Source organism: Streptomyces sp. NBC_00620 (genome assembly GCF_026341825.1).
GTDB lineage: Bacteria > Actinomycetota > Actinomycetes > Streptomycetales > Streptomycetaceae > Streptomyces.
Map to the genome: position 1 here is coordinate 1,744,067 of NZ_JAPENY010000001.1, position 20,773 is coordinate 1,764,839.

Sequence of the window (20,773 nt, forward strand, 5' to 3'; positions counted from 1 at the left end):
GGTCCCTTGGTCGGGTGACGAGTCACGTAATCGGGCCAAGTTCCCTCCCACCAGGCAACCCGGACACAGGCTTCACCCGTCTCACAGATTGCTCACAGTTTCGGCCCTCGGGCGCGTGGGGTGCGCACATACCGTCGGCCGGCCGTGGGCTGTCCAGTCCGATGCCGTTGACCACGGCACTCGCAGACGAGGAACCGATGACCAGTCAGCAACACAGAAGTCGCTTAAAGCGTTCGGCGCTCGCCACAGGAGCCGCACTCACCGTCGTTGTCGCCGGAGCCGGGGCCGCCCCCGGGGCAGGGCAGGCCGCGGACAGCACGGCAGCCAAGCCGAAGCTCAAACTGATCGCCGCGTCGAACTCCGTGACGCTCGACCGCTGGGAGGGGGAGCCGGGCGTCTATCTGGACCTCGGTACGTACGTCACGGTGGACGACGTGCCCCTCGAGTTCAAGGTGACCCGGAAGTCGTACAAGGACCCTGTCGTCGCCCAGCAGATCATCCGCAACGGAAGCAGTACGCAGACCAAGACACTGCCCGCCGGCCTGGTGAAGGACTTCTCCGGCCTGCCCGGCTTCCTCGAGGTGTCGATCAAGAACGCGGCCGGCGAGGAGGTGTCGACGAGCAAGGGCACCTTCTGCCCGAACAACGCCTCCGGCCGGATCCGTCCGGACGCACCGGCGACCTCGAAGTACCCGGAGAGCTGCCCCACCAACCCGTTCACGCTGGGCTCGGTGTGGGGCGTCGAGAAGGGCTGGGCGTCCAACTCCAGCACGGTCGACTACGACACACCCGTGGACCTGCCCGCGGGCGAGTACACCGCCAAGGTCGCGGTCGCGAAGAAGTACCGCGACCTGTTCGGCATTCCCGACGACCAGCCGACCATCAAGGTGACGGTACGTCAGGTCGGTGGCGGAGGTGGGGAAGGAGCGGCCCCGTCCACCCTGTCCTCCGCACAGCACAGCGGCGGGCACGACGCGCACTCCGCCCACAACACCTCCGCGCTCGGCTCGGCCGCGGGTCACCACTACGGCCCCCGCGGCGCCGACGCACCCACCCCGTCCGCCCTGTCGCACGCCCTCGAAGACCGCGGCCTGGCACACCACTTGGGGGACGGGACCGGGCACACCGACGGCTCGCGCATCGCACCCGGGCTGAAGGCGAGCACCGCGCGGCCCACCGGCCGGGCGGGCGTCCCTGCCAACGTGCCCAAGCCGGACCTGCGTTCGCTGCCCGCCTGGGACATCGCCATCACCGACGGCGAGGACGGGGACGTTCCCGGCAAGGACTATCTCGCCTTCAGCGCCAACGTCTGGAACGCCGGTCCCGCCCCGCTCGTCGTGGACGGCTTCCGCAGTCCCGGCAAGGACCTGATGGACTCCTACCAGTACTTCTACGACACCGCGGGCAAGCAGGTCGGCTACACGCCCAGCGGCACCATGGAGTGGGACCCGCGGGAGGGCCACGAGCACTGGCACTTCACGGACTTCGCGAGCTACCGGCTGCTGAGCGAGGACCAGACCAAGGAGGTGCGCAGCGGCAAGGAGGCGTTCTGCCTGGCCAACACCGACGCGGTCGACTACACGGTGAAGAACGCCAACTGGCACCCGTACAACACCGATCTGTCGACCGCCTGCGGTCAGCAGAACTCGATCTCCGTCCGCGAGGTCCTCGACGTCGGCTCCGGTGACACGTACACCCAGTACCGTCCCGGCCAGTCCTTCGACGTCACCGGCCTGGCGAACGGCACGTACTACATCCAGGTGATCGCCAACCCCGAGAAGCGGCTCCAGGAGACCAGCACCAGCAACAACGTCTCGCTGCGCAAGGTCATCCTCGGCGGTGAGCCGGGCGCACGCACGGTGACCGTTCCGCCGTACGACCTGATCAACACCCCGTAGGAGACACCCCGTAGGAGACGGCCGTACCCCTGGGCCCCCGGCATGTCCGCCGCACGGGCTCCAGGGGTTCGGCCCCCGGGCACAGCCTGCCCACCGGCGACTTCAGCCGGGCTTCAGGTTTCTCCTGGAGCTTGGCTGCATGTATGGACACGGACACACCCCCCGCACTCCCGAGGCCGAGCGCAGCCGGCGCTGGTTCATGAACAAGGCGCTGCTGGCAGGCGGAGTCGCCGCCGTGGCGACCATGACCGGCTGCTCCTCGGGCTCCTCCGACACGGCGAGCTCCGCCTCGTCCTCCGGCGCCCCGGGCGGTGCCCCGAGCGGCATGCCTTCCGGCGGGCCCGGCGGAGGCGGTGGCGGCGGCATGGGCCCCGGCGCCGAGCAGGTCAAGTACGCGGATGTCGTGGGCGTCACCACCGACGGCAAGGTCGTCGAGGACCTGTACACGATCCACTCCACGGATGTCTCCACGGACTCGCTGGTCAAGGCCGCGCAGGCGTTCCTGGACGGGCTCTCCGCCACGGAGCGCAAGTCCTGCGTGTTCGACATCGACGCCGACGAGTGGACGGCCTGGAGCAACGTCGACGGCTACGACCGCAAGGGCGTCCGCATGGGCGACATGACCGAGAAGAAGCAGAACCTCGGCTACGCGCTCCTCGGCGAGGCCCTCTCCGCCGACGGTCTCACCCAGACCCGCGGCATCATGAAGCTCAACGCGTTCCTGGGCGACTCCAACGGCGGCAACCAGAAGACGCTCACCGAGGGCCACTACTTCTTCACCTTCATGGGCACCCCGTCCACCACGAAGCCGTGGGGGTTCCAGTACGAGGGCCACCACGTCGCCATCAACTACTTCGTCCTGGGTGACCAGGTCGTGATGACGCCGACCTTCATGGGCTCGGAACCCACCACGGGCACGTACAAGGGCGAGAAGATCACCCTCTTCAAGCCGGAGACCACGGCCGGTCTGGCCATGATCCGCTCCCTCACCGCGGCGCAGCTCAAGAAGGCCGTCTCCTCGCAGCCCAACGGCAACGAGGACATGAAAGCCGGTGCGGGCCAGGACAACCTGAAGCTCGCCTACGAGGGCCTGCAGTGCTCCGGCCTCACCTCGGCGCAGAAGCAGAAGCTGCTCGACCTGGCCGGGGTGTACATCGGCTACATGAGCGAGGGACACGCCGAGGTCAAGCTGGCCGAGGTGGAGAAGCACCTGGACGACACGTACTTCTACTGGATGGGCGAGACGGAGGACGACTCCGCCTTCTACTACCGGATCCACAGCCCGGTCGTCCTCATCGAGTACGACGCGCAGGCGCCCCTCTTCTACAAGGGGGACTCCACCGCGAGCGCCAGTGCCAGCGCGAGCGCCGACTCCAACGGTGGCGGCCCCGGCGGCGGTATGGGCATGGGCGGCGGAACGCCGTCCCAGGAGCACATCCACACCATCATCCGCACGCCCAACGGCGGCGACTACGGCGTGGACCTGCTCAAGCTCCACCTGGAGAACGACCACTGAGGCAAGGGACGGGGGGAACCTACTCCCCCGCCCACTTCCGCAGCAGCGCCTCGCGTTCCTCGCGGCGCGGGGTGCTGTCGTCGGGCTGCTCGCGGCGCCAGGCGAGGAGGTCGCCGACGGCCGCGCCGCCGTCGGCGAGGCGCTCCAGGAGCGTGCGGGAGAGTTCGCGCTCGGTCTGCGGGTAGATGCCGCCGGCCACCGCTGGGAGGGCGCTCACGTCGACGGACTCGGTGACCGTTTCCAGGTGCACGGTGAAGGCGGGCGGGAGCTCGCCGTCGCCGGTCACCAGTACGACCAGCGAGTCGATGGCCATGGAGACGAGCCGCCGGCCCGCGGACCGTACGACCAGGTCGCGGACCTCGATCCGGCGTATCTGCTCCCAGCTCCAGGACGCGCCGTTGCCCATCCCCAGGGTCTCGACCCCGTCCTCCGTCAGCCGCACGCCGGACGCCGTCCCGATGGGCTCGGCCCCCAGGTACACGGCGTCCTCGGTGATCCAGAACAGACCGACCATGGCCATGGGATGCCTCCAGCTGCGGTTCCTTCGGGCGAACAGCCGTACGCCACCCGTGTGTCGGCGTGTGAGACGGCTGGGACGGCCGCACGGTTTCGCCGCGTACGGAACGCGTCCGGAACGCATCCAGAACGCGCCGGGAACGCTTCGAGAATGCGCCGGGAACGCGCCGTACGTCCGCTTCCAGGACGCCAACTGGCAGGAAACTCCCTCCACTTCTGTCACAGGCATGCCATACGCTCTCCACAGCAGCCGCGCCCCGCGCGTCACCGCACGTCAGCGGTCACGTCCGGGCGTTGCGCGGCGCTCTCAATCCCCGGCGACCACCGGGTTTCTTGTGGGGGGTACATCACTGTGCGCAGGCGCAGCATTTCGACCGCGACAGCGCTCGCGGTTCTTTTCAGTTCGGCGGCGCTGAGCGTCGTCACGGCCGGGCCCGCGGCGGCGGCGCAGGAGGCTGTCGTCACCACGCCGGTCGGCATGGTCGCGGACGGCGCCCTCAAGCGCGTCTTCGTCGGCGACCAGGACAACGGGCGGATCCTGGCCGCCGATTACAGCGGCACCGTCGTGGGTGTGAACGTCGGCTTCGGCGACCTCAGCGACCTGGCGCTGTCCGACGACGGTGCCACCCTGTACGCGGCCCTGCCGAGCAGCCACGAGATCGTGGCCCTCGACCCGGCCACCCTTCAGGTCAGGTCGCGCCACGACATCGGCGCCGACGCCACCCCGCGCGAGGTCGCCTTCGCCGGCGGCCGGCTCTGGTTCTCCTACCGGACCACGGGCGAGGACGGCTCCTTCCACGGAAACCTGGGTTCCCTGAACCCGGCGGGCGGAACGGACGCGTTGCTCCTGGACCAACTCCCGGACGGAGTCGCCCCGTACAGCGACTCGGCGCTCCTGGACGCGGACCTGTCGGCCCCCGGGCTGCTGTCCTACACCGACAGCGGCGCCTGGGAAGGCGCGGCGAACGTGCTCGACGTGTCCGGCGCCGCACCCCAGGTGATCGCCAAGAGCAGCGCCAACCGCTATTTCGGCGACGTCGACCTCGTGCCCGGCGCCCAGGTGCTGGTCAACGGCAACCAGCGGTTCTCCTACCCGAGCGGGACCCTCACCGAGTCTGGGTCCTACCCGGAGGTGACGGGGTACGCCGACGTCTCCCCGAGCGGCCTGGTCGCCCGCGTCTACGACCGGCGTGTGTCCGTCTACAAGCCCGGCTCCGACCAGTCGGTCCGCACCTTCGACGCCGCGGCCTACGGCAGGGACCTGCTGGCCTGGGCCCCCGACTCCTCGCGGCTCTTCGCCATGGTGAGGGACACGAACTCCCGGTACACCCTCAAGGCGCTCACCGACCCGGCGATGAGCGTCCCCACCCTCACGGTGAACGCCCCGGCGACAGCCGACCGCGCCAAGAAGCTCACCGCCACCGGCAAGCTCTCGGCGACCGTGCCGCTGCCGACGGGCGCCAAGCTGGCCGTCACCCGCACCGACCTGGACAGCCCGAACGGCAAGGCGCTGCCCGCCGTCACGGTGAAGGCGGACGGCACGTACAGCTTCACCGACACCCCGCCGGCCGGCGGCACGGTCACGTACAAGGTCGCCTACGCGGGCGACGCCGCGCACATCGCGGCCACGGCGTCCGACAAGGTCACCGTCTCCCGTGCGAAGCCGACGCTGACCCTGAACAAGAACGGCAAGGTCTACAACTACGGCACCGACGTCGCCTTCACCGCGCACCTCGGCTCGACGTACAAGAACCGCTCGGTCGAGATCTGGGCGAACCCGTTCGGCAGCGACAAGCCCAACAAGCTGGTGAAGACCGGGAAGGTCAACTCCAGCGGCAACATCGGCGCCTGGGTCGACATGACCCGGGACACCGAGATCACCGCAGTCTTCAAGGGCGACGCCCGCTACGCGCCCAGGACGGTGAAGGTGACGGCCTTCGCCCGGGTCAAGATCTCCACCGCCGTCTCCAAGCACTACAAGACGGCCAAGATCGGCTCGCAGTCGTACTACTGGTTCCACAAGAACACCGACCCGCTGCTCACCACGACCATGACGTACTACCCGGGCCGTATGCAGCGCTTCGACCTCCAGGTCTACTACCAGGGCACCTGGTACTCGGGCGACTCGCAGTACTTCGCACTCGCCACGAACGGCAAGTCGGCGGTCAGCCTCGGCGCGCCCGGCGAGTCCGGCATCCGGGCGCGGATGCGGTCGACGTACGTCAACAGCTCGTCCGGCGACACGGTGAACTCGACGACGTACGGCCCGTGGAAGTACCTGTACTTCTCCAACTAGCCCAGGATCAGCGGGAGTTGAAGCGGCCCGGTTCCGGTCACGTACGCGTGGCGGGGGCCGGGCCGACCAGTTCCGACAGCACGTCCTCCATCGTGACGAACCCGAGCACCGCGCCCTTCTCGCCGGTGACCGCGGCCAGATGGCTGCCCATGGCGCGCAGGGCGGTGAGGGTGTCGTCGAGCGGGGTGTCGATGCGGACCCGGGTGACGGGGTGCAGGGCGCTGCGCGGGAAGGGGCGGTCGCGGTCGGCGACGCCCAGGGTGTCCTTGATGTGCAGGTAGCCGAGCAGGGTGCCGTCCTCGCCGGTGACCGGGAAGCGGGAGAAGCCCGCCTCGGCGGCCGCCCGTTCGAGGCGCGCCGGGGTCACGGCGTGGTCCACGGTGCGCATCTTCGGCACCGGGACGAGGATCTCGCCGACCGGGCGGGTGCCCAGTTCCAGCGCGTCGCGCAGCCGCTCGCCGTCGGCGGGCGTGAGCAGTCCGGCCGCGCTGGAGTCCACGACCATGCGGGCGAGCTGGTCGTCGGTGAAGACCGACTCCACCTCGTCCTTCGGCTCCACGCGCATCAGCCTCAGCAGCACGTTGGCGAAGGCGTTGATCCCGAAGACCACCGGCTTCAGGGCCCGGGTGAGGGCCACCAGCGGCGGCCCGAGGAACAGTGCCGTCGTCACAGGGGCGGCGAGTGCGATGTTCTTCGGGATCATCTCGCCGATCAGCATGTGCAGATACGTCGCCACGGTCAGCGCGATGACGAAGGCGATCGGGTGCACCAGACCGTCCGGGATGTGCGCCGTCTCGAAGGCCGGCTCCAGCAGATGCGCGATCGCGGGCTCGGCGACCGCGCCGAGCACCAGCGAGGAGACGGTGATGCCGAGCTGGGCGGTGGCCATCATCGCGGAGATGTGCCGCAGCCCCCACAGCGTCATCCGGGCACGCTTGTCGCCCTCCTGGGCGCGGGGTTCGATCTGACTGCGGCGTACGGAGATCAGGGCGAACTCCGCGCCGACGAAGAACGCGTTGGTCAGCAGGGTCAGAGCGCCGATGGCGAGCTGGACGACGGTCATCGGGCTTCCTCGGTGATCTGGTGCGGCACGGTCACCGGTTCGGTGATGCGGACGCGGTCGGCGCGGTGGTGCTCGACGTCCAGCACGGTCAGCGCCCAGCCGCCGAGGTCGAGGGTGTCGCCCTCGACGGGGATACGGGCGAGGCGCGTGGCGATGAGTCCGGCGACGGTCTCGTACGGCCCCTCGGGTGCGGTCAGTCCTATGCCGGTCAGCTCGTCGATCCGTACGCCGCCGTCCGCCTCCCACACCGAGCGGCCGTCGGCCGTGGCGGGCGCGGGCAGCAGGTCGGGGACCTCGACGGGGTCGTGCTCGTCGCGTACTTCGCCCACGACCTCCTCGACGATGTCCTCCACCGTCGCCACCCCCGCCGTACCCCCGTACTCGTCGATGACGACGGCCATCGTGCGGCTCTCGCGCAGCCGCTCGAGCAGCCGGTCCGCGGGCAGGCTGTCGGGCACGAGCAGCGCGGCGGTGGCCAGCTCGGTGACCGGGGTGACGGCCCGCCTTGCGGGCTCCAGGGCCAGTACGTCGCGGATGTGGACGGTACCGACGACCTCGTCGAGGCTGTCGCGGTAGACCGGGAAGCGGGACAGGCCGGTGGCGTGGGTGAGGTTGGCGGCGTCGGCCGCCGTGGCGCGCGACTCCAGCGCGCGCACGTCCACCCGCGGGGTCATCACGTTCTCCGCCGTCAGCTCGCCCAAGTGCAGGGTGCGTACGAAGAGTTCGGCGGAGTCCGCCTCCAGCGCGCCCTCGGCGGCCGAGTGCTGGGCGAGCGCGACCAGCTCCTCGGGGCTGCGGGCGGAGGCCAGCTCCTCGGCGGGTTCCAGGCCGAAGCGGCGTACGACACGGTTCGCGGTGTTGTTGAGGTGGTGGATGAACGGCCCGAACGCGGCCGTGAACCCTCGCTGCGGGCCGGCCACCACCTTCGCGACCGCCAGCGGACGCGAGATGGCCCAGTTCTTCGGCACCAGCTCGCCCACCACCATCAGCACGACGGTGGAGACGACCACTCCCAGCACGGTCGCCACGGAGGAGGCCGCGCCACCCAGGCCGACCGCCTCCAGCGGACCGCGCAACAGCGCGGCGAACGACGGCTCGGCGAGCATGCCGATCACCAACGAGGTGACGGTGATGCCGAGTTGAGCGCCGGACAACTGCAGAGTCAGCCGCCGTACGGCCTTCAGCGCACCGTCCGCGCCCCGCTCCCCCGCCTCGGCGGCCCGCTCCAGATCACCCCGCTCGACGGTCGTCAAGGAGAACTCGGCCGCCACGAACACCGCACACGCGAGCGTGAGCAGCAGGGCCAGGAGCAACAGCAGAATCTCGGTCACCCCACCCAGTGTAAAGGAATCGCAAAGTCACGGACCCGGCGGTACGGCCCGGGGCGCCCGCGCCCGACGGGCACCCGAACGCTGCGCCCGAGGCAGGTCAATATCTGTGTCCGCGAAGTGAGAAATTGACGTGACGTGCGATGAGGGTTATTCGGTCGACAGGCGGAGCAGAGTTATTGAGAGCACATGGCCGATCGCAGCGTGCTACTGTCGATCTCAGTTGCAGTTGTGGTCCCCAGAAAAATCCTGCGGGGTAATCATCACAGCGACTCGGAGTGCACACAGTGTGAACTCCGACGCACCCCCCGAAGGAGATTCAACATGGCTGCCGGTACCGTTAAGTGGTTCAACGCGGAAAAGGGCTTCGGCTTCATCGAGCAGGACGGCGGCGGCGCTGACGTCTTCGCCCACTACTCGAACATTGCCGCCCAGGGCTTCCGCGAGCTCCAGGAGGGCCAGAAGGTGACCTTCGACATCGCGCAGGGCCAGAAGGGCCCGACGGCCGAGAACATCGTTCCCGCCTGACGCTGACGCTTACTTCGCAGCTGGGGCCCGCACCTTGGGGTGCGGGCCCCAGCTTGCTGCATTCCAGGACGCGGACGCGATGAATCACCAAAGCCGTCCGCATGGAATTCCCGAGATCACTGCCGGGATCACGCCGATTTCCTCGGTGCCGCATCCCGCGAGTATTTACCGCCGACCGAATCCGACCGATTCGGTTCAGCATTTTCATCGGCCCGTTCTTGCGATTCTCTGCGCTGCTCATTTGCTGCGGGAATTCCTTGATACGCGCCATATCAAGGAAGGTTCCGCATGAACCGCGACCGCACACGCAGCCGCTCGAACGAGCGTTTCACCCGCACCCGCACCGGAGGTTCCGGCAGTTCCGGCTCCGGCGGATACGGCTCCGGAGGCTCCGGCTCGAGCAGGGGCGGCCGCTCCGGCGCTCCGAGCCGCAGCTCGGGTTACGGACGCCGGCCGGCCGCGCCGCAGGGCGAGTTCGCCCTGCCGGAGACGATCACCCCGGCGCTTCCCGCCGTCGAGGCGTTCGCCGATCTCGAGATGCCGGCGGCGTTGCTGGCCGAGCTCGGCCGGCAGGGCGTGACCGAGCCGTTCCCGATCCAGGGGGCGACCCTGCCGAACTCCCTCGCGGGCCGTGACGTACTCGGCCGCGGCCGCACCGGTTCGGGCAAGACCCTCGCCTTCGGCCTCGCGCTCCTTGCCCGTACGGCCGGTCAGCGCGCCGAGCCGCGCCAGCCGCTGGCCCTCGTGCTCGTCCCCACCCGCGAGCTCGCCCAGCAGGTCACCGACGCGCTCACCCCGTACGCCCGCGCCGTGCGGCTGCGGCTGACCACCGTCGTCGGCGGAATGTCGATCGGCAGGCAGGCCGGTGCGCTGCGGGGCGGGGCCGAGGTCGTCGTCGCCACGCCGGGCCGGCTCAAGGACCTCATCGACCGTGGTGAGTGCCGGCTGAACCAGGTCGCCATCACCGTCCTCGACGAGGCCGACCAGATGGCCGACATGGGCTTCATGCCCCAGGTCACCGCGCTGCTCGACCAGGTGCGCCCCGAGGGGCAGCGGATGCTCTTCTCCGCCACCCTGGACCGCAACGTCGACCTGCTGGTCCGGCGCTACCTGACCGACCCGGTGGTCCACTCCGTCGACCCGTCCAAGGGCGCGGTCACCACGATGGAGCACCACGTCCTGCACGTGCACGGCGCGGACAAGAACCGGACGACCACCGAGATCGCGGCGCGCGAGGGCCGGGTCCTCATGTTCCTGGACACCAAGCACGCGGTGGACCGGCTGACCGAGCACCTGCTGAGCAGCGGTGTCCGCGCCGCCGCCCTGCACGGCGGCAAGTCCCAGCCGCAGCGCACACGGACCCTGGCCCAGTTCAAGACCGGACACGTCACGGTGCTGGTGGCCACCAACGTCGCCGCCCGAGGCATCCATGTCGACAACCTCGACCTGGTCGTCAACGTGGATCCGCCCACCGACCCCAAGGACTACCTGCACCGCGGCGGACGTACGGCCCGCGCCGGCGAGTCGGGCAGCGTCGTCACCCTGGTGACGCCCAACCAGCGCCGCGAGATGACCCGGCTCATGGTCGCCGCCGGAATCACCCCGCAGAACACCCAAGTACGTTCGGGTGAGGCGGAGCTGAGCCGTATCACGGGCGCCCAGGCCCCCTCGGGCATCCCGGTCGTCATCAAGGCGCCGGTCGTGGAGCGGCCCCGGCGCTCCGCATCCTCGTCGTCCTCGTCGTCCTCGTCCCGCGGACGTCGCGGTCGCACCGGGCCCCGGCGGCCCGCCGTCAACCCGGCGGCATAGCAGCGCCGGTGAAATCCCGGTCAGCAGCAGCCCGTTGTCCCCTCCCCCTCCTCCCTCCCCTGTGAGGCATCATGCGCTGTGTCATCGCCCGCTTCCCGTTCGACCTCACGAAGAGCGGGGTGCTGGACACGATGAAGGGTGTCAAGCCCGAGCCGATCACGGGTGAGTCCGTGATCATCGGCCGCTGCCACTACCCCGTCAAGCAAGTGGGCGAGGTCATCACCCGGCAGGACCGCCGCGACTTCACCGCCGGGGAGGTCACCCGGGCCATGGCCCGCCTCGGCTTCACCTGCCGCAACGACCATGCGCTCGCGCCGGCCGCACCGCCCGCGCCCGCCCTCACACCGCTCCAGAACGCGTCGGCGATGCTCGGCAGCTCCGCGCCCCTGGAAGTCTGAGGAAGGGCCGGCGAAAGCCGGCACACCAGTACGCCGCCCCACCAGTACAGCGATGAGGGCCCTGCCGACGCGCGTCGGCAGGGCCCTCATCGCGTTTTCGACGGGTACTCGCCGCCACGCCTCCCACTCCCTGGGACCGCAGAATATTTACGCCTCTAGGGCTCTGAAATCTATGCTCGCCAGAGTAGACATTGGTTGGTGTCGTGGCTAAGGTTTCTTTCATAGCCAAGTGATCGACTCAGTGGAAGGACGGAGGAGCAGACGCCATCGGATCGCCCGGACCGAGCAGTTTGCGGCCCGGGTACCGCAAGACCCCGGAATGGAAGGTGGTCCCCGGTCAAGCATCCGCGATCCTCGCAGTCCCGTCCTTCACACAGGCCGGGCAGCGGAAACAGAAGGTCGGCGCAGCAGTAGAGCCGACCGATGGTGTTGAATTTCCTTCGGGGCCCTGGTGCCGTACGGCGCCAGGGCCCCTCGACGCGTTGCACATCGAGGTGAAATGACAGCAGATACTCCGCTCAGTGGCCGTCTGGACGACGACGACTACCCCGCGTACACGATGGGCCGGGCCGCCGAGATGCTCGGCGCCACGCCCGGCTTCCTCCGGGCCATCGGCGAAGCCAGGCTGATCACTCCGCTCCGCTCCGAGGGCGGGCACCGGCGGTACTCCCGCTACCAGCTGCGGATCGCCGCGCGCGCCCGCGAGCTGGTCGACAAGGGAACCCCGGTCGAGGCCGCCTGCCGCATCGTCATCCTCGAGGACCAGCTCGAGGAAGCACAGCGCATCAACGCCGAGTACCGCCGCGCCGCGAAGGAATCCTCCAACGGTTCCAGCTGAGCGCCGGATCGCGGACCCGCCGGCTCTGAGCGGTCCGCCTGGGCGGCGACACCTCAGGGCTCCCGATCAGCTGTCGAGGTCGTCCGCGTAGTGCCGGAACCCGTGCCGCTCCTTGTGGATGCCCCACAGGGTGTCCGCGAGCACCGCGGGGTCCTTCCTGTCGTGGCCCGAGATGATCGCGCCCGGGATGACGAGCTGCGCCACATGGATGCCGTCGCCTGCGAGCGTGTCGTGCAGCAGGTGGCCGTAGGCACTCTCCGCCGCGAAGGCGATCGAGGTGCCTGCCCGGTCGGGGTGCGGGACCACGGCGGTGCCGCCGTTCACCAGGAGGATGGTGCCGCGGCCCAGCGACCGCATGGAGGGCAGCACCTGGCGGACGGCCGTGGCGGGTCCGTACAGGGAGAACTCGATCGGGCCCACGAGATCGGCGGGGGCCGTCTCAAGGACCGGCCGCATGAAGTCCCGGTGCGGGATGGGGCTGTACTGCAGGATCTCGATCGGGCCCAGCGTCGCGGCCGCGGCGTCCAGGGCCGCTTCCAGGGCTTTCGGATCGCGTACGTCGGCGGCGAAACCGCGTGCCGTGATGCCGGCGCCGGTCAGGCCGGCGGCGAGGGCGTCGACGCGTTCACGGTCGCGCGAAACGAGGGCGACGTCGTGGCCCTCCCGGCCGAACCGCCGCGCCACGGCGGCTCCGAGACCGGGGCCCGCCCCGATGATGGCGATGGTGGTCATGGACTTCCTTCGGTGGCCGGGGGCGTGACGTACTCGTTCGTTCCGGGTCCGGCCGCTCAGCGGGTACTGCTGCGCGGGGCGCTGTACACCTCGTCGCTGACCTTCTCGAGCCACTCGGTCTCGGGGCTGCCGTCGCCGAGGCCCTCCCACATGGCGAGGTGCTCCATGAAGCGGTCCGGAGCGGCACCGTGCCAGTGCTCCTCGCCGGCCGGGGTGTGGATGGTGTCGCCGGGGTGGGCCTCGATGACCGTGCCGTCGCGGGTACCGATCAGCGCGGTCCCGGAGACGATGTGCAGGGTCTGGCCGAGGGCGTGCGAGTGCCAGTCGGTACGGGCGCAGGGCGAGAAGCGCACCATGTTGACGCGCATCCGGGACGGTTCCTGGCCCGCGTAGATGACGTCGAACCAGACGTCTCCGGTGAACCAGTCGGCAGGGGCCTTGGTGGTGGGCTGCGGCTTGAGGATTTCCACGGGGGCTCTCCTGAGTGGGGGTCGGGCCGAACCTTCCTCTCACCCTACGGCCGCCCCTTGGCCTGCGCTTCCTCGCTTCGTGGGCGTCACACGCCCTGTCCTGAAGGCCGGGCGGCGGTCCATGATTCTTTCGACGGGGTCGGACTCACGGTCAACGGAGCGCAGATGACGACAGATGACGGAGTCGAAGGCGTCGATGGTGTCGAAGGCGTCGAGGTGAAGCCGGTCGCGGGGCTGATCGGCGCGGAGATCACCGGGGTGGACCTGGCGGCCGGGCCGCTGGACGACGCGGTGGTCGCGGTGGTCCGGGCGGCTGTGCTGCGCTGGAAGGTGGTGTTCTTCCGGGGGCAGCGGCTGGATCACGCGGCCCATGTCGCGTTCGCGCGGCGGTTCGGTGAGCCGGTGACGCTGGGGAAGCGTGGCAGCGCGTCTCCGGAGGGGTTCCCGCAGGTGGAGACGACGGCCGACCGGCTGGAGCTGGGCGGACGGTACGGCATGGACCACGCCGAGTGGCTGGAGCGGCGCCGCCACACCCTGCTGAGGGGCTGGCACTGCGACCACGGCGCCAGGATCGACCCGCCGGCCGCGACCATCCTGCGCGCCGAGACCGTACCCCCGTACGGCGGCGACACCACGTGGTCCAACCTGGCGGCGGCGTACGCGGGACTGTCGGAGCCGGTGCGGCGGTTCGTCGACGGGCTGCGCGCCGAGCACCGGCTCGGGGTCGGGTACCAGCCGCGGCCGGGCGACGACGCGTACCTGCGGCATCTGCTGGACCGGCAGGTCGCCTCCAGCCACCCCCTGGTGCGGGTGCACCCGGAGACCGGTGAGCGCGTGCTGTTCGTCAACGGCTACTACGTCGAGCAGATCCAGGACGTGTCCCGCGCGGAGAGCCGCCTGTTGCTGGAGATGCTGCTCGAGCAGGCGGTCCGGCCCGAGTACACCGTCCGGTTCCGGTGGGAGCCGGGCAGCGTGGCGTTCTGGGACAACCGCGCCACCATCCACCTGGCCCCGAACGACCTGGCCCACCTGGACTTCCCGCGCGTCATGCACCGCGTCATGCTCACCGGTGACGTCCCGGTCGGCGTGGACGGCAAGCCCTCCGAACCGATCGTCGGCACCGAGCCGGGGCGCTGGTGACGAGTGACCGTCCCGCGGCCGGGGGAGATCCCTTGCACGGAGGCCCCGTTGGCGAAGGCCCGTATGACAGTGACAGAGAGGCCCGTATGACCGAGGTGTACTTGCGCGGGCTGTCGCGGTGGCAGGCCGAGCAGCAGCGGGACGCCGTCGCGGACGTCCATGTCACGGCGTACGACGGTGTGGCGGGTGCCGAGTACCGCGACCGCCAGGGCTTTCTGCGCCGGTTCGAACAGCATGTGCAGCAGCCCGGCTTCGACATGACGGTCGCCGACGGGGGAGGTCTTGTCGGCTGCGCCTACGGGTTCCGGCTCGCCCGTACCGGCGAGTGGTGGTCGGGATTCCGGGGCGACCTGCCGAAGGAGATCGAGGAACTCGCCGTCTCCGGGCGGACGTTCCGGCTGGCCGGCCTGATGGTGCTGCCGGCCCACCGCCGCCAGGGCATCGCGACACGGCTGAGCGAGCGACTGCTGTTCCGTCTCGGTGCGGACCTCGTCGTCGCCGCCGTGGAGCGTCCCGAGGGCTACACCCGTGAGAACGCGGCGGCGAGCACCCTGCACGCCTGGGGCTGGTCGAAACTCGGCGAACTCGGCCCCGGTGCCTCAACTCCCGGGCGGGAAACGGCTGCTCGGGACGTATGGATCCGCAGACCGCTGCGGTGATCCGGGGGCAGGACTTCAGTTTGCGGCGCGCGCGGAACTTCAGCGAGGCGAGCGGGCGCCGCCGGCCTCGGCAGCCGCCACGGCCGCCATCAGCGGCTCCGCGTCCGCCGCGACAAGCTCCGGAGGTACGACCAGCAGGTCACGGCGGCCCCTGCCCTGGCCGCTGAGCAGGCGCAGGACGTGGCGGCCGTGCGGCCCGGAGGTCCTGTGCAGCCGTACGACATGGTTGGCGACGAGCATCCGCCCGGGCGAGGCGTGCCACATCTCCGAGTTCACGGACACGCCGGTGATCTGACCCCACGCACGGGGCAACTCGCCTATCAGCAGCGGGAGTTCGACCAGAAGGTCGCGCGAGCGGGGCCACCATGCCCCGTCGACGCGCCGGGGCAGGGTGCTGTGCGGCGGCAGGCTCAGGCGGGCGAGGGGCTGGGAGGGCAGCGGCTGGACGGCGGTGGCCATGGAAGCGCTCCTGTCTGGGGGCACGACTTCGGCGTGCCGGTGGCTCGTGCGCGGCGGACCGCGGCACGCGGGACGGAACAGGCTCACTGGCAGAAGGCGTCGAACACCTCGAAGCCGTCAGGGACATCGAAGCCGTCGAACGCAGCAGAGGCGTTCAACGCAACAGAGCCGTCGAACGCAACAGAGACATCGAGGACGAGGAGCCGGCGTAGGGACCGAATGGCGGTCATAGGGCGGAACCTGCCACGGGCGACGATCGGCCCGGCGTCGTCCTGCGCCGAGAACGAGACCGGCTCGATCACCGGCGTACGACATGCCCTCGGTTCACCCACCGTACCCCGCCCATGGCCGAGGCGGACTTCGGAGACCGGACGCCTTTCGCCCCCGAACCGCCGGTAACCGGACGGGAAGAGCCTCTCCGATCACCCGCCGATCACCCACTCGGCCAGATACCGAAGCGAGCAACTCCCCACACCCCCAGAGCAATACGCTGAGTGTGCGGCAGCCCCTGCCCCCGGCCCTCTCCGTGCAGTCCCGTTCCGCGCAACAGAGGCACTGCGCAAGGCGAAAGCCATCCGGCAGGCAGACAAAGGAGATGGGGCACATGAACCCGCATCCCGATCCGCACGACCCGCGCCACCCGTACGACCCGCGTCACCCCTACGACCATCACGACCCGCACGGCGAGTGCCGTACGGTCCGCGCCGACGGCGAGCTGGATCTGACGACCGCGCCGGACTTCACCCGCGACCTCGAAGACGTCCGCCACGGCACCGGGCGGCTCTTCCTCGTCGTCGACCTGAGCCGCGTCACGTTCATGGACGGCAGCGTCCTGGACCCGCTGTGCGCGGCGTGGGACGACTGCCAGGAGCGGCGCGGGTGGGCGCGCGTCGTCTACACCCGGCCGGGCATAGGTCTGGTGCTCCGCGCTGCCTCCGTCGACGAGCGGTTCCCCCGGTACGCGACCGCCCACGACGCCCGGCGCGGAGTCGCCGCCGAACCCCTGAAGGAGTACAGCGCGGCGGGAGACCTGCCCGCGTAGGGTACGGAGGGCGAAGGCCGCTCGGCGCCTCTCCCGAGGAGCCCCGGCCGCTGCGGAACGGGATCCGGTGATCAGCGACGGCATGGCCGACGTTCTGCGGTCGTTGCGCCTCGGCGGGCGCGGGAATCCTGCCGAGGCGTGCGCGCGGGCGCTGCGCGCCGAGGGCGTCGCGCTGTCGCTCCTGGTGGGCGACGGCCGGACACCCGAGCCGCTCTGGTGCCACCCCGAGGTGAGCGCCCGTTTCGAGGAACTCCAGTTCACGCTGGGCGAGGGGCCGGGCCCGGACGCGGTCCGCACCGGCACCCCCGTCACGGAGCCGGACCTGGACCGGGTACGCCCCGACCGCTGGCCCGCGCTGCTTCCGTCGGCGCGGGAGCTGGGCGTACACGGTGTGAGCTGCTTCCCGCTGAGCATCGGGGCCATCCGGATCGGCGTACTGACCATGCTGAGCGACGGGGACCGGCGGATCAGCGAGCAGCAGTGGACGGATGCCACGGCCCTGGCCGGCGCGCTGACCGGCGCGTTCCTCAACGGGGACCGGCGGGGGGACGGCGGATACGCACAGGGTCCCGGCACGTTCCTGGCGTGGCCGACGGGGCTCCACAGGGCGAAGGTGCACCAGGCCACGGGCATGATCAGTGTCCAGGCCGGGGTGTCCATGGCGGACGCCATGCTGCGCCTGCGGGCCTTCGCCTACAGCAGTGAGCGTCCCCTCGGGGAGGTGGCCGACGACGTGGTCGCCCGCAGGCTCCGTTTCGACGACGATATGGACGACATGAGCGGGCCTTTTTCGCCCGACGGTGGAGAGGGATGATCGGCATGGCCCGCGAACGACGCCTGGTGGAGATCTTCGTGGAGGTGGCGGACTCCCTCGTCGAGGACTTCGACGTCCTCGATCTGCTGCAACGGCTGTCCACCCGCTGCGTGGAACTGCTGAAGGTGTCGGCGGCCGGCATCCTGCTCGTCGACGCGCACGGCGAACTGCAGCTGATCGCCGCGTCGGACGAACACACGCGTCTGCTGGAGCTGTTCGCGCTCCAGCACGACCAGGGCCCGTGCGTCGAGTGCTACCGCACCGGTGCGGCCCGGACGAACATAGACCTGTCGCGCCAGGACGTGACGGCGGACTGGCCGCGCTTCGCCGCACGCGCGCGGGAGACGGGTTACGTGATGACCCACGCGATTCCGCTGCGCCTGCGCCACCGTGTCGTCGGCGCCCTCAACCTCTTCCAGACCACGCCCCACCGCCTCGGCGACGACGACATCGCGCTCGCCCAGGCGCTGGCCGACGTGGCCACCATCGCGATCCTCCAGCAACGCACACTGGAGCAGTCGCACATCGAGAAGAGCCAGCTGGAGAACGCGCTGACCAGCCGCATCCTGGTCGAACAGGTCAAGGGCGTACTGGCGGAGCGCTGGAACACCTCGGTGGACGACGCCTTCGCCGCGTTCCGCTCCTACGCGCGCGCCCGTCACCTGCGGCTGTCGGACCTCGCCGCGCTGATCATCGCCGGCGACTTCGACACCGCGGACATCCCGGCGCCGGCCGTCCCCGGCCAGTGACGTCCGTCAGTCGACTCAATTCACGAAGACCAGGCTCTCCGCCTCCTCGACGATCTCCTCGGGAGCCGGCGGAGTGAGCAGGGCGGCGACATAGCGCTCCGCGTCCGGGTCGGCCGCCCGATGCGCGCGGGCCACGGCGTCCGAGACCTCGTAACGGGTGCTCCTGAGCCGGACGTCGGGGCCGAGGAGCGCCCAGTGCGCGGTGCCCGGCTCGCCCGAGTGGTACGGCTGCCCGACGCTTCCCGGGTTGACGCTGCGCAGGCCGGCCACCGCGCGGTCGAACTGGAGGTGCGAGTGGCCGGTGACCAGGACGCGTGCGTCGATCGCCGCGGACAGCCGCGTGAACCGCTCGGACGGCGTTGCGGGCGTGACCAGTTCGTGGTCGCTGCGCGGGGAGCCGTGGCAGAAGTGCACCGGGCCCAGTCCGTCGATCTCGACGACGACTCCGAAGGGCACGCGCGTGAGGAAGCCGAGGGCCTCGGGCGAATGCCGGTCGGCGATCCACTGCTGGCGCGGGGTGTCGGCCACCCGCACACCGGTGCCGATCTCGGCGGCGTAGCGGTCGCAGTTGCCCCGTACGCACAGGGCCCGGTCGCCGAGCGCGGCGATCAGTTCGTACGTCTCCTGCGGCTGCGGTCCCCAGGTCAGATCGCCGTTGAGTACGACGAAGTCGGCGGCAGCGACGTCCGGTTCGGCGAGCACCGCTTCAAAAGCGGGGACGTTGGCGTGGATGTCGGAGAGCACGGCGACCCGCGCGACCGGGCCGTACCGGCGCGGGGATCCTTCCCAGCCCGCCGGGCCGTGCAGGGTGACGTCGTCGTCCATCGGGACCGACCCTTCCGGCGGGAAACCCTCAACGGAGCGTGCGGAAGCCCGCCTTGACCTTGTCGAAGACAGGGCGGAAAGTGTCCCACTGCTTGTCGGGCGCCGACAGGTAGATGTCGTACTCCCGGCCGCCCTCCTGCCCGAAGCCGAAGTCGATGGCGCGGAACATCCGGACCCGTCCCTCGAAGGTGAACTCCCATACAACCGCGGGCAGTCCCTGGAACGTGGTGCGCTGCATACGCAGTTTCCGGTACGACGTGGGGTAGTTGACCTTGGTGTTCGCCTCGATGGTCAGGAAGTGCGACATGGGGCTCGCGCCCGCGGGTTCCACCATGCCGATCGTGAGGCCCGCCAGGCCCGACTTGTCGGCGTAGTCGACCTGTTCGCTCGTCGCGTTGCCGCGCTTCCAGCTGTCCGGGACAGGGAAGGCGACGCCCAGCGTCTTGTCCGTGACGAGGTGGAAACCCTTGGGGACGGGGGGAGGGGTGGACGCAGTCGTCGGCGCGGGGGTGGTCGCGGTGCCCTGGGCGGTGCCGCCCGCACCGCTGCCCTCGTCGCGCGACATGACGTGGATGCAACCGGCCACGACGGCGGCTGCCAGCGTCACGGCGGCCAGGCTCCAGGCGAACGCACGCCGCTTCTTCCTCGGCCGAGCCGACGCCGGAGCCGGAGCCGGGATCGGCGCCGGTGCGGGCTCCCGCCGAGTGAACGCGGTCGGTGGCTGCGCCGGGGCGTACGTCTGGGCCCGCGTCGGTGCCTCCCCGGCCCCGACAGGCGGCACCGCCCGCAGCGCCCGTTCCGTCTCCTCCGCCGACGGCCGCTCGTCCGGGTCCTTGGCCAGCAGCGCTTCGATGAGGGGTTCGAGAGGCCCGGCCTGCTTCATCGGTTCGAGCGGGTCGGCGACAACGGAGTACGCCGTCTCCACCGCGGTGTCCTTGCGGAACGGGGGCCGTCCCTCGACGGCCTGGTACAGGGTCGCTCCCAGCGCCCAGAGGTCGGCGGCGGGTCCGGGCCTGCGGCCCCGCATCCGCTCGGGCGCGATGTAGTCGATCGACCCGACGAGCTCGCCGGTCTTCGTCAGCGTCGAGGTGCCGCTCGCCATGGCGATGCCGAAGTCGGTGAGGACGACCCGGCCCTCGGCGCCGAGGAGTACGTTGCCGGGTTTCACGTCGCGGTGCAGCACCCCGGCCGCGTGCGCGGCCCGCAGAGCGGCGACCATGCCGAGCCCGACCCGGGCGGCCTCACCGGGCGGGAGTGCGCCGCCGCCCTTGAGCAGCGCACCGAGGGTGGTCGAGGGCACGTACTCCATGACGATGCAGGGCAGCCCCTCGTCGTCCACGACGTCATGGACGACGACCACGTTGGGGTGGGCGATCCGGGCGGCGCTGCGCGCCTCGCGGCGGGTGCGTTCGTAGAGCGTGCCGAGCTCGTCGTCGGTGAGATGCCGCTGGACATGCAGCCGCTTCAGCGCGACATGCCGGCTGAGCACCTCGTCCTCGGCCCGCCACACGGTGCCCATGCCACCGCGCCCGATCTGCTCGGCCAACCGGTACCGTCCGGCGATCAGCCGCCCCTCGTCCGACACAACGCGCCCTCGCCGACTCTCTCCGCGCCACTTGCCCTGTGCTGTGCAGCTCCGTAGCTGTGTAGCTGTGTGCTTTTTGTTCGATTCGCGTCGACACCATAACCGTCG

General features: G+C 70.3%; 22 protein-coding genes. 13 read left to right on the forward strand and 9 right to left on the reverse strand.

From position 1 onward, the window contains the following. Positions 1-197: 197 nt before the first annotated feature. Together OG246_RS07935 and OG246_RS07940 are read left to right on the forward strand one after the other, a co-directional pair. Positions 198-1,898, forward strand: a complete 1,701-nt coding sequence (locus OG246_RS07935; RefSeq protein WP_266457857.1) for a lysyl oxidase family protein — start codon at positions 198-200, stop codon at positions 1,896-1,898. 139 nt (positions 1,899-2,037) lie between these two features. Next, positions 2,038-3,414 (forward strand): DUF3500 domain-containing protein, encoded by a 1,377-nt coding sequence (locus OG246_RS07940; RefSeq protein WP_266457859.1) that lies wholly within the window; start codon positions 2,038-2,040, stop codon positions 3,412-3,414. 19 nt (positions 3,415-3,433) lie between these two features. Here OG246_RS07940 and OG246_RS07945 read toward each other — a convergent pair whose 3' ends face one another. Beyond that, positions 3,434-3,934, reverse strand: coding sequence for a hypothetical protein (locus OG246_RS07945; RefSeq protein ID WP_266457862.1), 501 nt, complete (start codon positions 3,932-3,934; stop codon positions 3,434-3,436). 348 nt (positions 3,935-4,282) lie between these two features. On the opposite strand from OG246_RS07945, the gene OG246_RS07950 reads away from it, so the two are divergent. Beyond that, positions 4,283-6,226, forward strand: a complete 1,944-nt coding sequence (locus OG246_RS07950) for an Ig-like domain repeat protein (protein WP_266457865.1) — start codon at positions 4,283-4,285, stop codon at positions 6,224-6,226. 37 nt (positions 6,227-6,263) lie between these two features. Here OG246_RS07950 and OG246_RS07955 read toward each other — a convergent pair whose 3' ends face one another. Together OG246_RS07955 and OG246_RS07960 are read right to left on the reverse strand one after the other, a co-directional pair. Continuing rightward, positions 6,264-7,289, reverse strand: coding sequence for a hemolysin family protein (locus tag OG246_RS07955; protein WP_266457867.1), 1,026 nt, complete (start codon positions 7,287-7,289; stop codon positions 6,264-6,266). Then, positions 7,286-8,620: a hemolysin family protein gene (locus OG246_RS07960; RefSeq protein WP_266457869.1), complete on the reverse strand. Its 1,335-nt coding sequence runs from the start codon at positions 8,618-8,620 to the stop codon at positions 7,286-7,288. Before OG246_RS07960 ends, OG246_RS07955 begins: the two co-directional genes overlap by 4 nt. Before the next feature lie 321 nt (positions 8,621-8,941). On the opposite strand from OG246_RS07960, the gene OG246_RS07965 reads away from it, so the two are divergent. The 5 genes from OG246_RS07965 to OG246_RS07985 all read left to right on the forward strand — a co-directional run bounded on the left by OG246_RS07965 (position 8,942) and on the right by OG246_RS07985 (position 12,190). Then, positions 8,942-9,145, forward strand: coding sequence for a cold-shock protein (locus tag OG246_RS07965; protein ID WP_055611897.1), 204 nt, complete (start codon positions 8,942-8,944; stop codon positions 9,143-9,145). A 79-nt stretch (positions 9,146-9,224) separates the two neighbouring features. After that, a complete protein-coding gene (locus tag OG246_RS07970; protein WP_266457875.1) occupies positions 9,225-9,437 on the forward strand; it encodes a hypothetical protein in 213 nt (70 codons plus the stop codon). Further along, entirely contained in the window at positions 9,434-10,954 is a 1,521-nt protein-coding gene (locus OG246_RS07975; protein ID WP_266457877.1) for a DEAD/DEAH box helicase, read from the forward strand. Before OG246_RS07970 ends, OG246_RS07975 begins: the two co-directional genes overlap by 4 nt. 71 nt (positions 10,955-11,025) lie before the next feature. Next, entirely contained in the window at positions 11,026-11,352 is a 327-nt protein-coding gene (locus OG246_RS07980) for an SCO5918 family protein (RefSeq protein WP_266457879.1), read from the forward strand. A 499-nt stretch (positions 11,353-11,851) separates the two neighbouring features. Then, the gene (locus OG246_RS07985; protein WP_266457881.1) at positions 11,852-12,190 is read left to right on the forward strand and encodes a MerR family transcriptional regulator; all 339 of its coding nucleotides are present in this window, start codon (positions 11,852-11,854) and stop codon (positions 12,188-12,190) included. Positions 12,191-12,256: 66 nt separating this feature from the next. Here OG246_RS07985 and OG246_RS07990 read toward each other — a convergent pair whose 3' ends face one another. Together OG246_RS07990 and OG246_RS07995 are read right to left on the reverse strand one after the other, a co-directional pair. Then, complete coding sequence (locus OG246_RS07990; protein ID WP_266457883.1) at positions 12,257-12,922, reverse strand: SDR family oxidoreductase; 666 nt, start codon at positions 12,920-12,922, stop codon at positions 12,257-12,259. A gap of 56 nt (positions 12,923-12,978) precedes the next feature. Then, positions 12,979-13,392, reverse strand: a complete 414-nt coding sequence (locus tag OG246_RS07995) for a cupin domain-containing protein (protein ID WP_266457885.1) — start codon at positions 13,390-13,392, stop codon at positions 12,979-12,981. A 165-nt stretch (positions 13,393-13,557) separates the two neighbouring features. Between OG246_RS07995 and OG246_RS08000 the strand changes: the two genes are divergently transcribed. Both OG246_RS08000 and OG246_RS08005 read left to right on the forward strand, forming a co-directional pair. Continuing rightward, positions 13,558-14,532, forward strand: coding sequence for a TauD/TfdA family dioxygenase (locus OG246_RS08000; protein ID WP_266457887.1), 975 nt, complete (start codon positions 13,558-13,560; stop codon positions 14,530-14,532). Positions 14,533-14,618: 86 nt separating this feature from the next. Then, complete coding sequence (locus OG246_RS08005) at positions 14,619-15,191, forward strand: GNAT family N-acetyltransferase (RefSeq protein WP_266457890.1); 573 nt, start codon at positions 14,619-14,621, stop codon at positions 15,189-15,191. 39 nt (positions 15,192-15,230) lie between these two features. Here the strand turns inward: OG246_RS08005 and OG246_RS08010 are convergent, their stop codons facing one another. Beyond that, entirely contained in the window at positions 15,231-15,650 is a 420-nt protein-coding gene (locus OG246_RS08010) for a DUF5994 family protein (RefSeq protein WP_266457892.1), read from the reverse strand. Between the two features lie 83 nt (positions 15,651-15,733). Beyond that, on the reverse strand, positions 15,734-15,952 hold the full coding sequence (locus tag OG246_RS08015; protein ID WP_266457894.1) for a hypothetical protein: 219 nt from the start codon (positions 15,950-15,952) through the stop codon (positions 15,734-15,736). Positions 15,953-16,254: 302 nt separating this feature from the next. Here OG246_RS08015 and OG246_RS08020 point away from each other — a divergent pair, with 302 nt between their 5' ends. The 3 genes from OG246_RS08020 to OG246_RS08030 all read left to right on the forward strand — a co-directional run bounded on the left by OG246_RS08020 (position 16,255) and on the right by OG246_RS08030 (position 18,255). Further along, positions 16,255-16,692, forward strand: coding sequence for an STAS domain-containing protein (locus OG246_RS08020; protein WP_266457897.1), 438 nt, complete (start codon positions 16,255-16,257; stop codon positions 16,690-16,692). Positions 16,693-16,774: 82 nt separating this feature from the next. Next, positions 16,775-17,506 (forward strand): ANTAR domain-containing protein, encoded by a 732-nt coding sequence (locus tag OG246_RS08025; protein ID WP_266457900.1) that lies wholly within the window; start codon positions 16,775-16,777, stop codon positions 17,504-17,506. Beyond that, the gene (locus tag OG246_RS08030) at positions 17,503-18,255 is read left to right on the forward strand and encodes a GAF and ANTAR domain-containing protein (protein ID WP_266457902.1); all 753 of its coding nucleotides are present in this window, start codon (positions 17,503-17,505) and stop codon (positions 18,253-18,255) included. The genes OG246_RS08025 and OG246_RS08030 overlap by 4 nt, the downstream gene beginning before the upstream one ends. Positions 18,256-18,270: 15 nt before the next feature. Here the strand turns inward: OG246_RS08030 and OG246_RS08035 are convergent, their stop codons facing one another. Further along, positions 18,271-19,080 carry a metallophosphoesterase gene (locus OG246_RS08035; RefSeq protein ID WP_266457905.1) on the reverse strand — a complete coding sequence of 270 codons (810 nt, stop codon included), beginning with the start codon at positions 19,078-19,080 and terminating at the stop codon, positions 18,271-18,273. A 28-nt stretch (positions 19,081-19,108) separates the two neighbouring features. Continuing rightward, complete coding sequence (locus OG246_RS08040) at positions 19,109-20,665, reverse strand: serine/threonine-protein kinase (RefSeq protein ID WP_266457906.1); 1,557 nt, start codon at positions 20,663-20,665, stop codon at positions 19,109-19,111. Positions 20,666-20,773: the final 108 nt, after the last annotated feature.

Coding starts and splice junctions, on each gene's coding strand:
- OG246_RS07965 (WP_055611897.1), top strand. CDS start 8,942: ATGGCTGCCGGTACCGTTAAGTGGTTCAACGCGGAAAAGGGCTTCGGC.
- OG246_RS07940 (WP_266457859.1), top strand. CDS start 2,038: ATGTATGGACACGGACACACCCCCCGCACTCCCGAGGCCGAGCGCAGC.
- OG246_RS07985 (WP_266457881.1), top strand. CDS start 11,852: ATGACAGCAGATACTCCGCTCAGTGGCCGTCTGGACGACGACGACTAC.
- OG246_RS08010 (WP_266457892.1), bottom strand. CDS start 15,650: ATGGCCACCGCCGTCCAGCCGCTGCCCTCCCAGCCCCTCGCCCGCCTG.
- OG246_RS07990 (WP_266457883.1), bottom strand. CDS start 12,922: ATGACCACCATCGCCATCATCGGGGCGGGCCCCGGTCTCGGAGCCGCC.
- OG246_RS07975 (WP_266457877.1), top strand. CDS start 9,434: ATGAACCGCGACCGCACACGCAGCCGCTCGAACGAGCGTTTCACCCGC.
- OG246_RS07955 (WP_266457867.1), bottom strand. CDS start 7,289: ATGACCGTCGTCCAGCTCGCCATCGGCGCTCTGACCCTGCTGACCAAC.
- OG246_RS08020 (WP_266457897.1), top strand. CDS start 16,255: ATGAACCCGCATCCCGATCCGCACGACCCGCGCCACCCGTACGACCCG.
- OG246_RS08035 (WP_266457905.1), bottom strand. CDS start 19,080: ATGGACGACGACGTCACCCTGCACGGCCCGGCGGGCTGGGAAGGATCC.
- OG246_RS07980 (WP_266457879.1), top strand. CDS start 11,026: ATGCGCTGTGTCATCGCCCGCTTCCCGTTCGACCTCACGAAGAGCGGG.
- OG246_RS08030 (WP_266457902.1), top strand. CDS start 17,503: ATGATCGGCATGGCCCGCGAACGACGCCTGGTGGAGATCTTCGTGGAG.
- OG246_RS07935 (WP_266457857.1), top strand. CDS start 198: ATGACCAGTCAGCAACACAGAAGTCGCTTAAAGCGTTCGGCGCTCGCC.
- OG246_RS07945 (WP_266457862.1), bottom strand. CDS start 3,934: ATGGCCATGGTCGGTCTGTTCTGGATCACCGAGGACGCCGTGTACCTG.
- OG246_RS08025 (WP_266457900.1), top strand. CDS start 16,775: ATGGCCGACGTTCTGCGGTCGTTGCGCCTCGGCGGGCGCGGGAATCCT.
- OG246_RS07970 (WP_266457875.1), top strand. CDS start 9,225: ATGAATCACCAAAGCCGTCCGCATGGAATTCCCGAGATCACTGCCGGG.
- OG246_RS08000 (WP_266457887.1), top strand. CDS start 13,558: ATGACGACAGATGACGGAGTCGAAGGCGTCGATGGTGTCGAAGGCGTC.
- OG246_RS08005 (WP_266457890.1), top strand. CDS start 14,619: ATGACCGAGGTGTACTTGCGCGGGCTGTCGCGGTGGCAGGCCGAGCAG.